Raw genomic sequence first — 14,738 nt, 5'->3', positions numbered from 1 at the left:
ATCGTCAGCTGTACGCCGTCTCGGCGGGCGCCTTCCCCGGCGACGGCGTCGAAGAGCGTGTCCTGCCAGGGGTCCGCGACGACGGCGACGAGCGGGCGGTCGTCGACGGCGAGCGCGAGTGAGAACGCCGTCCACGGCACTGCGTTGGCGAGGTTCGTGGTGCCGTCCACCGGGTCCAGATACCAGGTGGGGCGCCCCGGCACGGCTTCGCCTCCGAATTCCTCGCCGACGAAGGCGTGGTCGGGGAAATGGTCGCGGACCCGTTCGCGCACGTACTTCTCGATCGAGCGGTCGACGACGGCGGGCAAGAACGCACTCGGTCGTGATGCCACACACATGTATCAGCCAGTGCCGCTGCGGTCGCGGCCGATCCGCCAAAAGGACAACGCGTCCCACCGACGGATTCGTGCCATCGCGATCAGGGAACGAGGGCAACGAAGCCAAGGCCGGTCGTTGCCTCCGCGGCAGTCAAGGCACCTTCGACATCATCGAGTCCGACATGGCTGACGTCCAGCGGGCCCAGGTCGACAACGCCCGATTCGATCTGGCGCCAAACGCGGTAGACGGTCTGGTTCGACGCCATCCACGAGCCGGCGAGCGTGAGCCGCCGCCGCATGAGCTCGCCATATGGGATCGGGAGGTCCTGCCGGACTCCCCCGAGCAACACAATCGTCCCGTCCACACGTGCGACATCGAAGCCCGCCATGGTCAGGTCAGGGGTGGGGGTGGGGCCAAGCGCGTCGATGACGACGTCTGCGTCACCGCCGAGGGCGTCCGTGATCGCGGCGGCATCATTCCTCCGGTCGCCGACGGAGCGGACCGCACGGACTCGCCGATCGAGGGCGGCAAGTCGGTCCAAGCTGGCGGTGTTGCGGCCCACAGCGGCGACGACGCCCGCGCCGCGGGCGAGGGCAAGAAGTGTCGCCGCTCCCCCGAGCTGGCCGCTGGCACCGATGATGGCGATCCTATCCCCGGCGCTCGCACCGCTGCGCTCCAGCGCGCTGGCGGCAACGGCTAGCCACGGAAGAAACGCGAGTCTCGCCACATCGGGATATTTCTCCGCCCCCGGAAGTGCGACCAGCGTTGATCCTGGCAGAATCGCCTGCTCGGCGAAGGTGCCCGTCCGCCAGACCCGGCGCATGCAGCTCGTCGTGGCGGTCTCGCGGCCCCGGCCGCCGATCCCGGTCCAACCGAGCAGCACCTCCTCCGGCTCTGCGATCCGCCCGGACGCGAGGAAACCGGTGATCGCTGCGATCTCACCCGGCCGCACGGAGTGCACATCGTCCGCCACAGCCTCAACCCGGCAGATACCGCCGATCCCGAGGACCGTCGGTAGCGCCAAGCCACCCCGGTCACCCGTCGTGAGCGCCCGGGTGTAAGCAGGAATCTGTGCCGAGAGCATGCGTACGACCGCGCTTCCCTCACGCAATTGCGGGTCGGCAACGTCGCTGACGGTGAGCGGTGAGCCGAGGGAATCCAGTGTCCACGCTTTCATACGCCCAGTCTCGGCCGGTCCAAGTACTGGCATCCAGAGCCCAGTTATGCTGGTATCCCATCTGCCAGAAGGGTGGCGACATGGACGGCGGCGATCTGCACCGGGCGGAGCTGGGCAGCTTTCTTCGCGCCAGACGTGAACGCATGTCACCAGCGCAGGTGGGGCTGCCCGTCAGCCCGCGGCGTCGCACGCCAGGGCTACGGCGCGAGGAGCTCGCGTCGCTGGCCGGCATCAGCACGACCTGGTACACCTTTCTCGAGCAGGGAAGAGACGTGCGCGCATCTCGTCAGGTGTTTGCAGCGATCGCAACGGCACTCCGACTGGATGGCGTCGAGCGCGATCATCTCTTCAGCATCGCCGCTGCCGGTCCAGCGGTCGGCGAGGAGCTCGCCGACATTAGCCCGGAGGTGGCCGCCGTTCCCGCGTTGCTCGAACCGAATCCCGCTTACATCACGGGAAGCGACTATGACCTGTTGGCGTGGAACGCGGCTGCAGCAGACCTGTTCACTGGCGCCTTCGAGGATGCCCGCCCGAATTTGGCCCGGTGGATGTTCCTCCGACCCGAGCCCCGCGTGATCCTGCCGGATTGGACAATCGTCGCGCAATCCCTGCTCGCTCGACTTCGCGCGAACGCGGGAAGACATCCCGGCTCGCCGCGCTTTCAGCGCCTCGAGGAGGAACTCCGCTCCGCCAGCGCAGAGGCCGACGAGTGGTGGCCGCGTTACGACATCGCCACTGCCCAGGCCGGGGTGAAGCGAGTCAGGATGCCCTCGGGCGCGCAGCGGCACCTGTCTCACGCCTCATTCCAGGTAGCAGACCGGGCGGAGCAAGTGCTCACCGTATACCGCACGACACCCGAAGAGCAGGGTGCCAGCTCCGCAACGTGAAGCCGTCCGGCGGCGACGACTTCGGGCGGCGCCCCTCACCACCCACGGCAGCAACGCCCTCACCCTGCGTGCTGGCTCAGAGCGTCGCGACGAACCTCGCGATGGCGTCGCTGAGGGCGTCCGGCGCCTCCAGCGGGATGAGGTGGCCCGTTCCCGGCAGCACGGTGAAGGTCGCGTCGGCGAGGTACGGCAGGAGGTTGTCGCGCAGGACCTCGACGGGTTCGACGCGATCGAGCTCGCCGCCGACGACGAGCGCCGGCACAGCGATCCGCCGGGTGCTGTCGCTGATGTCCTCGGCGATGCCGCGCAGCGGCCACTCGGTGCGGGCCTCGTCGGCCCCGCTCGCGAGCGAGTCCGCGACGACCCTGTCGGCCCAGCCCTCCGGCAGCGGCGACGCCGTCAGGACCTGGTCGCGGGCTCCCGCGACGGACTCGGCCGAGTCGTATGCGTGCGACAGTCCGGTCCGATACTCCGGAGTGATCATCGCGGCCGGCTTCGCGGGCCCCGGCCCGACCAGCACGATCCCGCGCAGGCCGTCCGGCCGGGTGGCGGCGACGAGCTGGGCGACCTTACCGCCCATGGAGTGGCCGACCAGAACATAGTCGTCAAGCCCGGCGTCGCGGACCGTCGCGAGCGCATCGTCGGCGAGCCGGCGGAGCGTGTACGGGCCGGGCAGGTCGCGGGACCGGCCCCAGCCGCGCTGGTCGACGGCGATGCTGTCCCTCCCGTCGAGACGGTCCCGGACCAGATCCCAGGTCCGGGCCGCGCCGCCCCAGTAGTGCAGGAACACGAGCGTCGGCCCGGTGCCACGGCGGCGGTCGGATGCGGGCAGATCGGTGTGGTTCGTTTCGGTCACAATTCTCCTCGATTGAGTTCGCTTGCCTTCTTCCATGCAAGCGGATGGTGGATATCCGGTCATCGGCAGAACCGGACTCGTCATGGTGCAAAATGGACTCGTGCCGTCCATCACGCAGATGCGCTACGCTGCGCCCGACCCCCGGGATCAGCAGGTGGAGACGCTCACCTTCGATGCTCTGCGGGCGATGAACAGCGGGGGCACCCAGCGCGCCGACTTCCACGTCCTGGCCGTTGTCGACGCCGGGACGGGCACGGTCATGGTGGACTTCGCCTCCTACCGGCTGTCGCCGGGGTCCGTCGCGTGGATCACGGCCGGCGCCGTGCACCGCTGGGCGGACGTCGGCGACATCGCGGGCCGGCTGGCCCTGTTCGTTCCGACCGCTCCCGTCACGGCTGCGACCCGCGCACTCGTCGCGACCCCGGGCGTCCGGCCGGTCTGGGCCATTCCCGCTGACGAGCGCCCGTATGTGGCTGCGGCGCTCGATCACCTGGTGCTGGAGACCTCGGCTCCGGCCGCGGGCGGTTCGGCGGAGCTCCCGGCGATCCTGCTCTCCGCCCTCCTCGGCCGGCTCCGGCCTCCCGAGGTGGAGGCCGAGGTGGAGGACCGGGTGTTCCGGGCGTTCCGAGACCGGGTGGAGACGGACTTCCGCGAGCACCACGATGCCGAGCACTACGCGCGTGCCCTGGGTTACGCCCCCCGCACGCTCTCGCGTGCCGTCGCGCGGGCGACCGGATCGACCGCGAAGGCGTACCTGGTGGAGCGGGTCGCGCTCGAAGCGAAGCGGCTGCTCGCGCATGACCGGCTGACGGCGGTCGCATGCGCTGCCGCCCTGGGCTTCACCGACGCGTCGAACTTCTCGGTGTTCTTCCGCCGGGCGACCGGGCAGAGACCAGGGGCCTGGCAGAAGTCCGTCGCGGGCGTGACGGCGTAGCCGGACCGGGCGGCGCGGCCCAGCGCGCACCGCGGTCGGGAAGGCAGCGCGCCGGGTCTGCGGAATCAGGGGACCGCCTGCTGAATCTCGCGATCGACAGCTACGGAGCCGAGCGCATCGTGTTCGGCGGCGAGCATCGGTTCTCCTCGCAGACGCAGCGGGGCACACATGGAGGAGAGATCGGATTCAGAGGGCGCTCACGGAATCCGGCCCACGCGGCGACGTGGCGGTTTCAGGTGGTGGATGCAACGAGGAGTTGATTCAACCCGTTGTCGCGTAGGCGCCGCGCGATCGCATCGGTGCGGGGGCGCGGACGGTGGAGGACCGGAAGAGCTGGTCGCTGAGGGACTCGATGCACATCCGCATGCAGCCGGTCAGTACGCTCAGATCGCCGAACTGGGAGCCGCGGATCCGGGATTCGACCGGGTGCTCCTCGTCTGACAGCGCGCGTTCAAGGGCGGGGATGAGCAGGTCCTGGATCGTGCCGAGGGTTCCACCGAGGATGATCTCCTCTGGGCCGAGGAGCCAGGCGATGGCGGTGATGCCGGGAACAAGCGCACGAGCCAGCGCGTCGACTTCGGCCATCGCGCCGGGGTCGCCTTCGCGCGCGCGGGTCACGAGGGCTTGCGCTGTGTCATGCCCGGGCGCTCGCTCGTCGTCTAGGCCCACGAGGAGTGTGCTCGTCAGGTGTCTGAGGCCGAGTTCCTTGGCCCAGGTGACCTCACCGGCCACACCGTTGCGCCCCCGGTGCAGTTCGTTGCGGAGGACGAGACCGACACCGATCCGCTCGCTGTCAGCGAAGATGTACGCGAAATCTTGGACCTCGCCGTCGCGTGACCACTTCTCGCCGAGCGCGGCGAGCTTGGCGTCGTTCTCCACCTTCACCGGGCAGTCGAAGAGCTCACCGACGGCGTCGCTCAGGGAGAAGCCCGTCCACTCTGGCATGGTCATGGGCAAGTCGACGGTGCCGTCGTCGTGCACGATACCCGGCGTTGAGACGGTCACAGCGACGACGGACGACCGGGCGACTCCGGCGCCTTCGAGTAGGCGGGTGACACAGTCGTCCAGCAATGCCAAGCGCTCTGCCCTCGATGTCTGGATAGGAAGCGTCTCGCGGAGGTCGCCGAGGACGGCGGTGGAGAGGTCGGCGACGGTCGCGTGGATCTGGCCCGCCTCCAGCTGCAGGGAGACGATGCAGGCGGCGTCGTAGCGGAAGGCGAAGCTGCGAGCGGGTCGGCCGACCGGACGGGTGTCGGGGGAGGGGCCGTCGAGCTCGCTCACCCAGCCGCTGTCCATGAGGTCGTCGAGGATCAGCTCGATCGTCCTGCGCGAGAGCCCGGACTCCTTTTGGAGAAGGGTCATCTTCGCCGGACTGGTTCTGTAGAGGATGCCGAGTGTGGTGGCGGCGTTGCGCTGCCTCATCTCCACGTGATCCATGAGTGGTCTACCCCTTCGTGCCGCCCTGATTCTACGCGAAACAAAATAATTTTGCTATTACCGCGCATAATTGCTACTGTTCCCGATCAACAGCGAGTGCGATTCGAGCACGAGCTGGACGAGACTTCGAAGGAGAAGGGCGAGCGTGACTGCACAGAAAGACCAGCTCGGCGTCGGCATCGTCGGCTGCGGCAACATCTCGGGAGCGTACTTCCGCGGACTGACCCGGTTCGACGGGCTGCGGATCGCGGGCTGCACGGATTTGAGCCAGGAGCTCGCCCGCGCTGCCGGAGACCGCTACGGCGTCCCCGTGTACGACAGCGTCGAGGCGCTCGCCGCGGCGGACGACGTCGACATCCTCGTCAACCTCACCCCGCCGCTCGCCCACGAGAGCGTCACTCGTACGCTGCTGGCCACCGGGAAACACGTGTTCACCGAGAAGCCGCTGACAGCCTCGTTCGCGACCGCGGCCCCGCTCGTCGCAGAGGCGCGCGAGCGCGGCGTCCTGTTCGGCTCCGCGCCCGACACGTTCCTCGGTTCCGCCGGTCAGACGGCGCGGGCCGCCGTCGACGCGGGCCTGATCGGCGAGGTGATCGGCGCGAGCGCGTTCGTCACCCACAGCAAGGCGGAGCTCTGGCACCCGGACCCCACCTTCCTCTTCACGAGGGGCGGCGGGCCGGCGCTCGACATGGGGCCCTACTACATCGCCGCGCTCGTCAACCTGCTCGGTCCGGTGGCGAGCGTCGCCGCGAGCGCCCGCATCGGCAGTCCGGTCCGGCCGGTCTCCACGCCCGGACGGCGTGTCGACTCGATCGAGGTCAGCATCCCCACCCACGCGTCCGCCACCCTCGACTTCGCCTCCGGAGCCATCGGCACGGTGCTCGCCAGCTTCGACGTCTGGGACCACAACCTGCCGTTCATCGAGCTCTACGGCTCGCAGGGCACGCTCAGCGTCCCCGATCCCAACAACTATGACGACACGGTGCGCGTGCGCCTCCACGACGAGGCGGAATGGCGCGAGCTGCCTGCCGCCATCGACGGCTTCACCTGCGGCGTGCCGGAGGAGCTCCTTCCGCTCCGCGGCCCCGGCGTTGCCGACCTGGCCGCGGCCATCACCGGAGAGCCGTTCCGCACCAGCTCCGACTTCGCCCTGCACGTGCTGGAGGTGCTCGACGCGATCGCGAACGGCACCGACGGTGCGCAGGCGCTCACCACCACCTGCGAGCGACCCGAGCCGGCGACGGCCACCTGGCGCTCGGCCGTCACCGAGGAGACAGCGACCGCATGACCACCGCCACGACAACCACCACCGGCCGCGCGTTCGGCGTGGACCTGATCACCTTCTTCCACCCGCAGTTCTGGGGGCTCGCCGACGGCGAGGAGCTGACCGCGCTCGCGGCGGCGGAGCCGCGCCGGGTCTGGGACACCATCCTCGACGCGCTCGAACAGGCCGGGGTCTCGGAACTCGAGATGACGTTCCCGCCCGCCGACCGGCAGACGGCCATCGCCGCGTACGGATCGGCGGAGGCGTTCGCGGCAGAGCTGGCCTCCCGCGGGCTCTCGGTCGTCAGCGCGTACTTCGCCGACATCGAGCACGCCGAGGACGTGACGGACCCGGCGACCAGGGAGGCCATCCTCGCCGCCGCCGAGACCGAGGCGGCCTTCCTCGGGCAGCTCGGAGCCTCCTTCCTCGTCGCAGGCCTACCGATGCGCAGGAACAACGCGCAGGGCGACGGGCTGGCGCCAGTCGACCTCGCCACGGCGGCGCCGATCGCCGAGATCGCCAACGAGGTCGGCGCGATCGCTGCGCGCCACGGCGTGACCCTCGCGCTGCACACCGAGAGCCACTCCGTCTTCTGGACCCCGCGCGACGTCGACCTCTTCCTGCTGCTGACCGATCCGTTCCTCGTGGCATTCTGTCCCGACACCGGCCACATCGTGCTCGGCGGAGGCGACCCGGTCCAGCTCGTCTCGCGCCACCGCGAACGTGTCGTCATCGCGCACTGGAAGGACGCCGCCGGCGCCTTCCGCGAGAAGGCTCTCGTCGACGAGGGCATCTGGGAACGCCACCGCCCGTACTTCCGGGCCGCGGGCCAGGGCATCGTCGACTGGCCGGCGTTCGCGCGAACGCTCGCCGATATCGGTTACGAGGGGGGCATCCTGCTCGAGCTCGATGTCGCCTCCGACCCGGTCGGGCAGCTCATCGCCGCCCGCAGCTATCTCGAGGACGCCACCGCCGGCATCCTCTGAGCGCCACCCCACCAAGAGTGGACACCTGCACCATGACGAACAAGGAGAAATTGACGTGAACACCTCACGCAGCACCAAAGGGCAACGCCGCCGCTCCATCGCTCGACGAATGATGGTCGTCGCCGGCACTGCCGTCGCGGCCGCGGCCGCCCTCACCTCGTGCTCGCTCTCGCCGAGCGCGTCCGGCAGCGGCGACAACACGCTGACCGTCGCCATCTGGAAGGGGTACGGCGCCGACCTGCCCTGGGTCGCCACCGACTTCAAGAAGGAGACCGGCGCCACCCTCAAGTTCCAGTACATCGACTCCGAGTCGAACATGCTCCAGCTGGTGGACAAGGCGAACGGCGGCATCGACGTCGCCCTCCCGAACATCCAGTACATCGGCCAGGGCATCGACCAGGGGATCTTCCACACGCTGGACACCTCCAAGCTGTCGAACTACAACGACGTCTACCCCGAGTTCGCGCAGCGCAAGGAGATCCGCAAGGACGACAAACTGTACGGGATCCCGTGGACCTGGGGCAGCACCGGCCTCTTCTACGACAGCAAGGAGGTGACGCCGACCCCCGACTCGCTCAGCGTGCTGTGGGACCCGAAGTACAAGGGGAAGATCGCGCTCATCGACGACGCGACCGTCCTGGTGCCGATCACGGCGCTCTACCTCGGCGAGGACCCGCAGAACCCCGACATGTCGAAGATCACGCCGGCGCTGCAGAAGCTGAAGAACAACGCCAAGCTGACCTACTCGTCGACGGATGACCTCGCCAAGGCGATCGCCAGCGGTTCGGTCGTCGCCGGCATCGGCAACTCCGACGCGATCGGCGGTCTGATCGCAGGCAAGGCCGCCGGTGCGCAGGACTTCACGTACGAGATCGCCAAGGAAGGCGCCGTCGGCTGGATCGACAACTGGGCGATCGCGGCGAAGACCAAGCATCTCGACCTCGCGTACAAATGGCTGAACTACATGACGGGCGCCGACTTCTACACGAAATGGGCGAACACTCCCGCGGACGCCTCCCCGGCGCCGGCCAACAAGACGGTGGTGTCGAGCCTGCCCGCTGCCACGCTGACCCGGCTCCAGGCCAGCCCAGACAAGATCTCCAGCCTCGCGCTGCAGCTGCCGCAGCCGGCCGATCGACTCCAGTCGTGGGTTGACGCCTGGACGCAGGTGAAAGCCGGCTCCTGATGACCACCGCTCCTCTGTCCCTGGCCCACCGCCCGCGGCGGCGGGCCAGGGGAGCCCTGGGCACGGGGTTCCTCCTGACGCCCGGCGGCGTCCTCCTGGTCCTGTTCGCGCTGCTGCCGCTGGTCGCGCTGCTGGTCATCGGGTTCACCAGTGGCTCCGGGGCCGTCAGCCTCGAGAACTTCGCGGAGATGTTCGCGAGCCCGGTGTACATGGCCCTGCTCGGCCGGACGTTGGCGATCGCCTTCTGCGTCACGGTCGTCAGCATCGCTCTTGCCTGGCCCGCGGCGTGGGCGCTGGCACGCTACACGAGGCCGAAGGCGAAGCCGCTGATCCTCGGATTCGTGATCATCCCCTACATCACCTCGCAGCTGCTGCTGATCTACGGGTTCGTCAGCCTGATCCAGGCGGGCGGCCCGATCATGTCCCTGCTGTCGGCCATCGGCCTCGTCGACCCGCAGGCGTCGATCATGTACACGCCGACGGCCAACATCCTCATGCTGATCCAGGAGAGCATCCCCACGGCGATCCTGGTCATGTACTCGGCCTCGGAGCAGATCAGCGGGTCGGTGCTCGAGGCCTCGCGAACCCTCGGCGCGAGCAAGGGATTCGTCTTCACGCGCGTCATCTGGCCGCTCAGCTCGGCGATGATCGGCGTCAACTTCGCACTCACCTTCGTGCAGACGGTCGGCGCGTTCGCCGAGCCCGCGATCCTGGGCGGACCGAACGGGCAGATGCTGGGCAACACGATCTCGGCGCAGCTCCAGGCCGGTGTTCATCAGCAGTTCGCGGTGGCGATGTCCCTGGTGCTGCTCGTGGCCTCGCTCGCGATCGTCGGCGGCATGACCGGGCTGCTCGCCTGGTCGCGCAACGCGGTGTCCGGGGTCTCGAAGTCCGGGCGGCCGAAGCAGGAACGGCTGACGGTGCAGACTCGCCTGGTCGAGGATGCGCTCACCACCGAGAATGCCTTCTCCACCCAGGGAGCGACACGATGAAGAACGCCGTCCTGCCCCGGCTCATGAAGATCTGGCTCTACGTGCTGCTCGTCGTCCTGGCGCTGCCGCTGGTGAGCATGGTCGTGCTGAGCCTCAATCAGTCGCGGTACGGAACGTTCCCGTTCCGGTTCACCTTCGATTGGTACGCCAATCTCGCCAACGACCAGGCGCTCGTGGATGCCCTGCTCACCAGTCTGAACCTGGCCACCCAGGCGACCATCTTCGCGGTGATCGTCGGCACGCTCCTATCCCTCGGGATGGCGCGCACGCGCGCCTTCATCACCGTGCCGATCAACGGCCTGCTGCTCGCACTGCTGACCGTCCCCGCGCTGATCCTCGCCGCCGGCTTCGTGGTGGTGTTCGGCTGGCTCGGACTCGGATCGAGCACGGTGGGGCTGGTCCTCGCCTCTGTCGTCACGTCGCTGCCGTTCGTGGTGCTCATCGTCAGTGGTCGTCTGCGCGACCTCGACCCGCACTACGCCGAGGCGGCGCACTCCCTCGGCGCCGGCCCGCTCCGCACCTTCCTCACTATCACCATCCCGCTGATCGGACCATCGATCATCGCGGGCGGCCTGCTGGCGTTCGTGATCACGTTCAACAACTTCGCGATCCAGCTGTTCCTGGCGCCGATCGGCGTCTCGACGCTGCCCGTCCAGATCTACTCCATGGTCCGCCTCGGCGTGACCCCGGATGTGGACGCCCTCGCGACGCTCATCATCCTCTCCACCGTGCTGCTGGTCGTCGTCCTCAACTGGCTCTCCGGCAACGCAGCCAAACTCTTCACCGCTACGAACAAAGGAAACTGATGGCCGAGCTCACCATCTCGCGCGTCTCCAAGACGTTCAACGGCACGCGCGTCCTCGAACCGCTGGACCTCACCGTCGGCGACGGCTCGTTCTGCTGCATGCTCGGGTCCTCGGGATCCGGCAAGTCCACCCTGCTGCGCATCGTCGCCGGCCTCGAGGAGCCGGACGACGGCTCCATCCACGTCGGCAAGCGCGACGTCACGCGCCTGTCGGTCGAGAAGCGCAACATCGGCTTCGTCTTCCAGAACTACGCGCTGTTCCCGCACCTCTCGGTGCGCTCCAACGTGATGTACGGGCTGCGGGCACGCCGCACGTCCCGCAGCGAGTCACGGAGGAAGGCGGAGGAGATGCTGGGCCTGGTCGGGCTCGGCGACTTCGGCGGCCGGTCGCCGGCGCAGCTCTCCGGCGGCCAGCAGCAGCGCGTCGCCCTCGCCCGCGCCCTGGTCACCTCGCCCGACCTGCTCCTGCTGGACGAGCCGCTGAGCGCCCTCGACAAGAAGATCCGGGGCGAGATGCAGCGCGAGCTGAAGCGCATCCACCAGGAGACCGGGCTCACGACGATCATGGTGACGCACGACCAGGAGGAGGCGATGGACCTCGGCGACCAGGTGATGATGCTCGACCACGGCATCGTTCAGCAGAACGACACCCCGGAGTCCATGTACCGGACGCCGGAGAACCGCTTCGTCGCTCAGTTCCTCGGCGGCCAGCTGCTCGGCACCGGCGTCGTGGTCGGCTCCGGAGCGGCGGCTCGGATCAGGATCGGGGGCCTGCTGCTCGGCACGCGCCAGGACGACCTGCGCGACGGTGACGAGGTCGACGTCCTCGTGATGGCCGAGCGCGTCCGCATCCTGACGGCGTCAGACGCGGACGCCGCGGGGGAGGGGACGCTCAGCGCGCTGGACTTCTTCGGCCCGTTCGCCCGCGCCGAGATCGCGGTCGCTGACCTCCGGGTCCCGGTCACGATGCTGTCCCAGGAGGCCGACAGGCTCAGCGAGGGCCAGCGCGTGCGGTTCGCCATCGCGCCGGAGGGACTGCACGTTTTCGCGACGACCAGGGCCGCCTGACCGCGCTGGGCTGCGGGGTCAGGCGGAGTAGACGAGGACGCCGCGCGCCAGGGTCAGCATCACCTGTGCCTCGTCCAGCCCGCGGCCGGAGGAGATGTCGCGGTCGAGCACCACGATGTCGGCGGCGAGTCCCGGCTCCAGCCGGCCCGTCGTCGCCTCCAGGCGCCCCACCCACGCGGCCGTTCCGGTATAGGCGTCGAGCGTCGTCGCGAGGGGCAGCGCCTCGGCCGGGAGCAGCGGTTCGGTCAGTGCCGGGCCAGTCGCGTGCGGGTCGGTGGAGGGGGCGAGCCGAGTGCTTCCGGTGTGCATGGCCCAGAGGGGACGCGGGTCGGAGACCGGCCAGTCGCTCCCGGCGACGATGCGGGCGCCGTGGGCGCGCAGCGTCTCGAACGGGAAGTGCCGGGTGGCGCGGTCCTCGCCCATGATGGGCAGCTTGCGCTCGACGATCTCGGTGTCCGTGCGCGCCCAGAGGAGCTGCGCGTTCGCGGTCACGTCGAGGGCGGCGAACCGGTCGATGTCCGCCGCGTCCACCACATCCAGGTGGGCGATCTGGTGCCGGCCGGCGGTCGTCCCGTTCGCGCTCCTCGCGTGCTCGACGGCATCGAGGCACTCGCGCACTGCGCGATCGCCGACGGCGTGCATGTGCACGTCGAAGCCGCGCGCGTCGAGCTCGGCGACGACCGTGGCGAGCTGCTCGGGAGGGAGGAAGGAGTCTCCGCGGACGCCCGGCGCGTCGGAGTAGTCGTCGAGCATCGCGGCGGTGTGGTTCTCGATCATGCCGTCCTGCATGATCTTGACCGTGGAGGCCGACACGCGGCCCCCAGGGGCCTCGGCCGCCACCCGGGCGCGGCGCGCCTGGAGGTCGGCGAGCTGCTCGAGGCCGCGGTCGCGGTCCCACCACTGGCACAGCACGACCTGCGCGGTGAGCGCGCCGTCGGCCGCCAGCCGCAGGTAGGCGTCGAGCGTGTCCGGGCCGAGTTCGCTCTTGCCGACCGCGGCGTCGTGCCAGGTGGTCACCCCCACCGAGTGAAGGCGCTGCTGAGCCGCGAGGATGGCCTTCTCCAGAAACCCGGGTGCGGGTTCGGGAAGGATCGGGTCGAGCGCCTGCATGGCGGTGTCGAGCAGGACGCCGGTGAGCGCGCCCGTGGCATCGCGCACGAAGTGCCCGCCGAGCGGATCGGCGACGTCGGCTGCGACGCCGGCGGCCTCCAGCGCGCGGGAGTTCACCCAGACGCCGTGACCGTCGTGGCTGGTGAGCACGACCGGGCGGTCGGGCACGATCGTGTCGAGCATGGCGCGGGTCGGGAAGCCACCGGGGAAGACATCGCCGTACCAGCCGACTCCGACGATGGTGTCGGGTCCGGGTTGCGCGGCGGCGTAGTCGGCGATGATCCCGAGGTAGGCCTCGGCGTCGTGCACGGGCATCAGGTCGATGCCGAGCAGCGAGCTCCCGGCCATCGGCGGGTGCACGTGCGTGTCGTGGAAGCCGGGGAGGAGGGAGGCGCCGCCCGCGTCGCGCACCTCGGTGCCGGCGTCGCGGGACCCCGCGAGTTCGGTGTCGGGCCCGACGGCCGCGATGACGCCGCCGCGGACGAGCACACCGCCGTGCTCCCACCGGCCGTTCCCGCGGTAGAGGCGGGCGTTCGTGATGTGCAGACTCGTCATCGGCGTCCCTTCGCGTATCCGGACAGTCTGCGGCTCCGGAAGCCGATCAGGCAAATAGCTGTGCTTGGACTACTTCATCAGCACGGGAGATTGGTCCCTCACGACGGGTTCAGCGTCTGCGCGACGATCTCAGCGGCGACGTCGCCGACCGCGCGAGCCCGCGCCGTCGCGCGCACGGAGCGCATCGCGGCGAGCACGACGGGAAGCGCGGGGACGGCGTCGGCGATCGGCAGGGCGGCGACGCGTTCGCCGTCGTAGCTGAGGTCGTGCCGCGGCCGCTGGTTGAGGATCGAGAAGCCGTGGCCGTGGGCGACGAACGCGCGCACGGTCTCGTAGTTCATCGAGCGGTGCCGGATCTCGGGCTGGAGGCCTGCGCCGGCGAGAATGCCGAGGAAGTACTCGCGGCTGTGTGGGAGGTCGAGCAGGATCATCGGTTCGCGGGAGAGCTCGCGCAGGAACACCTGCGGAGAGGCCGCCAGCGGGTGGTCGGCCGGCAGGATGACGTGCGGGGGAGCATCGGACAGGACGGCGGTGCGGATGTCGTTGCCGAAGCCGAAGTCGTAGCCGATCAGCAGCTCCACACGACCGCTGCGCAGCGCGGCCTGGGCGCCGTCGGCGTCGAGCTCGTCGACCTCGACGTCGAGGTAGGGGTGCATCGCGCGTACCCGGCTGACGATCGCCGGGAGGACGAAGGGCGCGAGCGTCACGAAGCAGCCGATGCGAATGGTGCCGCGCACCTGGTTGTCGATGCCGCGCGCGGTGTCGAGCGCCTCCTCCAGGCTGAGCAGCAGGGCGCGGGCGTCGCCGAGGAACTGCTGGCCGGACGGCGTGAGCGTGAGACCGCGCGAGCGCTGGCGGATGAAGAGCTGCGCGCCGACCTGCTGCTCGAGCTGGGCGATGGCCGAGGAGACCGCCGACTGGGCGACGAACAGCTCCTCCGCGGCACGGGTCATCGAGAGGTGCGTCGCCGCCTCGATGAAGTAGCGCAGCTGCGCCAGGGTGACGTCGGGCTTCTTGCTCATCCCTGCCCTCCGGTTACGGCGGTGTTTCGGGGCTGTTTCCTCCGGCGTGGTATCTGCCGAAGTGATGCAGTAGTTCAGGCAACCTTAGTTGATCGATGCCGAAAAGTGGCAGAAGCTTCTATGCCAAACGACGATGAGGAG

At 69.3% G+C, this 14,738-nt stretch carries 14 protein-coding genes; 8 read left to right on the top strand and 6 right to left on the bottom strand.

The window, feature by feature from the left end; translation table 11 throughout:
* A partial coding sequence (locus ACTHMF_RS17260; protein ID WP_440319313.1) for an inositol monophosphatase family protein occupies positions 1-308 on the bottom strand: 308 nt, incomplete at its 3' end.
* A gap of 110 nt (positions 309-418) precedes the next feature.
* Positions 419-1,495 carry a zinc-binding dehydrogenase gene (locus ACTHMF_RS17255; protein WP_440319311.1) on the bottom strand — a complete coding sequence of 359 codons (1,077 nt, stop codon included), beginning with the start codon at positions 1,493-1,495 and terminating at the stop codon, positions 419-421.
* 80 nt (positions 1,496-1,575) lie between these two features.
* Between ACTHMF_RS17255 and ACTHMF_RS17250 the strand changes: the two genes are divergently transcribed.
* Positions 1,576-2,382 carry a helix-turn-helix transcriptional regulator gene (locus tag ACTHMF_RS17250; protein WP_440319309.1) on the top strand — a complete coding sequence of 269 codons (807 nt, stop codon included), beginning with the start codon at positions 1,576-1,578 and terminating at the stop codon, positions 2,380-2,382.
* A 76-nt stretch (positions 2,383-2,458) separates the two neighbouring features.
* On the opposite strand, the gene ACTHMF_RS17245 is transcribed toward ACTHMF_RS17250, so the two are convergent.
* Positions 2,459-3,238, bottom strand: a complete 780-nt coding sequence (locus tag ACTHMF_RS17245) for an alpha/beta fold hydrolase (RefSeq protein ID WP_314146052.1) — start codon at positions 3,236-3,238, stop codon at positions 2,459-2,461.
* Between the two features lie 100 nt (positions 3,239-3,338).
* On the opposite strand from ACTHMF_RS17245, the gene ACTHMF_RS17240 reads away from it, so the two are divergent.
* The gene (locus tag ACTHMF_RS17240) at positions 3,339-4,172 is read left to right on the top strand and encodes a helix-turn-helix domain-containing protein (RefSeq protein ID WP_440319306.1); all 834 of its coding nucleotides are present in this window, start codon (positions 3,339-3,341) and stop codon (positions 4,170-4,172) included.
* 261 nt (positions 4,173-4,433) lie between these two features.
* Here the strand turns inward: ACTHMF_RS17240 and ACTHMF_RS17235 are convergent, their stop codons facing one another.
* On the bottom strand, positions 4,434-5,609 hold the full coding sequence (locus ACTHMF_RS17235) for an ROK family protein (protein ID WP_314146054.1): 1,176 nt from the start codon (positions 5,607-5,609) through the stop codon (positions 4,434-4,436).
* 145 nt (positions 5,610-5,754) lie between these two features.
* Between ACTHMF_RS17235 and ACTHMF_RS17230 the strand changes: the two genes are divergently transcribed.
* From ACTHMF_RS17230 to ACTHMF_RS17205, 6 genes are read left to right on the top strand one after another with little or no spacing between them, the layout of a single operon-like run.
* Positions 5,755-6,897 carry a Gfo/Idh/MocA family protein gene (locus ACTHMF_RS17230; RefSeq protein ID WP_440319304.1) on the top strand — a complete coding sequence of 381 codons (1,143 nt, stop codon included), beginning with the start codon at positions 5,755-5,757 and terminating at the stop codon, positions 6,895-6,897.
* Entirely contained in the window at positions 6,894-7,859 is a 966-nt protein-coding gene (locus ACTHMF_RS17225) for a sugar phosphate isomerase/epimerase family protein (protein ID WP_440319302.1), read from the top strand. The genes ACTHMF_RS17230 and ACTHMF_RS17225 overlap by 4 nt, the downstream gene beginning before the upstream one ends.
* 55 nt (positions 7,860-7,914) lie before the next feature.
* Positions 7,915-9,045, top strand: a complete 1,131-nt coding sequence (locus ACTHMF_RS17220; RefSeq protein ID WP_314146057.1) for an ABC transporter substrate-binding protein — start codon at positions 7,915-7,917, stop codon at positions 9,043-9,045.
* Complete coding sequence (locus ACTHMF_RS17215) at positions 9,045-10,037, top strand: ABC transporter permease (RefSeq protein ID WP_440319299.1); 993 nt, start codon at positions 9,045-9,047, stop codon at positions 10,035-10,037. The genes ACTHMF_RS17220 and ACTHMF_RS17215 overlap by 1 nt, the downstream gene beginning before the upstream one ends.
* The gene (locus ACTHMF_RS17210) at positions 10,034-10,843 is read left to right on the top strand and encodes an ABC transporter permease (RefSeq protein ID WP_440319297.1); all 810 of its coding nucleotides are present in this window, start codon (positions 10,034-10,036) and stop codon (positions 10,841-10,843) included. The genes ACTHMF_RS17215 and ACTHMF_RS17210 overlap by 4 nt, the downstream gene beginning before the upstream one ends.
* Positions 10,843-11,910, top strand: a complete 1,068-nt coding sequence (locus ACTHMF_RS17205; protein WP_440319295.1) for an ABC transporter ATP-binding protein — start codon at positions 10,843-10,845, stop codon at positions 11,908-11,910. The genes ACTHMF_RS17210 and ACTHMF_RS17205 overlap by 1 nt, the downstream gene beginning before the upstream one ends.
* 18 nt (positions 11,911-11,928) lie before the next feature.
* Here the strand turns inward: ACTHMF_RS17205 and ACTHMF_RS17200 are convergent, their stop codons facing one another.
* Positions 11,929-13,575 carry an amidohydrolase gene (locus tag ACTHMF_RS17200; RefSeq protein WP_440319293.1) on the bottom strand — a complete coding sequence of 549 codons (1,647 nt, stop codon included), beginning with the start codon at positions 13,573-13,575 and terminating at the stop codon, positions 11,929-11,931.
* Between the two features lie 98 nt (positions 13,576-13,673).
* The gene (locus ACTHMF_RS17195; protein WP_440319291.1) at positions 13,674-14,597 is read right to left on the bottom strand and encodes a LysR family transcriptional regulator; all 924 of its coding nucleotides are present in this window, start codon (positions 14,595-14,597) and stop codon (positions 13,674-13,676) included.
* Between the last annotated feature and the right edge of the window lie 141 nt (positions 14,598-14,738).

The sequence above is a fragment of the Leifsonia sp. genome (genome assembly GCF_051955155.1).
Classification (GTDB): Bacteria; Actinomycetota; Actinomycetes; order Actinomycetales; family Microbacteriaceae; genus Leifsonia.
Note: the sequence above shows the minus strand (reverse complement) of the source record. Positions and strands in the feature narration are given on the sequence as shown.

Coding starts and splice junctions, on each gene's coding strand:
- ACTHMF_RS17255 (WP_440319311.1), bottom strand. CDS start 1,495: ATGAAAGCGTGGACACTGGATTCCCTCGGCTCACCGCTCACCGTCAGC.
- ACTHMF_RS17250 (WP_440319309.1), top strand. CDS start 1,576: ATGGACGGCGGCGATCTGCACCGGGCGGAGCTGGGCAGCTTTCTTCGC.
- ACTHMF_RS17235 (WP_314146054.1), bottom strand. CDS start 5,609: ATGGATCACGTGGAGATGAGGCAGCGCAACGCCGCCACCACACTCGGC.
- ACTHMF_RS17225 (WP_440319302.1), top strand. CDS start 6,894: ATGACCACCGCCACGACAACCACCACCGGCCGCGCGTTCGGCGTGGAC.
- ACTHMF_RS17215 (WP_440319299.1), top strand. CDS start 9,045: ATGACCACCGCTCCTCTGTCCCTGGCCCACCGCCCGCGGCGGCGGGCC.
- ACTHMF_RS17210 (WP_440319297.1), top strand. CDS start 10,034: ATGAAGAACGCCGTCCTGCCCCGGCTCATGAAGATCTGGCTCTACGTG.
- ACTHMF_RS17205 (WP_440319295.1), top strand. CDS start 10,843: ATGGCCGAGCTCACCATCTCGCGCGTCTCCAAGACGTTCAACGGCACG.
- ACTHMF_RS17200 (WP_440319293.1), bottom strand. CDS start 13,575: ATGACGAGTCTGCACATCACGAACGCCCGCCTCTACCGCGGGAACGGC.
- ACTHMF_RS17195 (WP_440319291.1), bottom strand. CDS start 14,597: ATGAGCAAGAAGCCCGACGTCACCCTGGCGCAGCTGCGCTACTTCATC.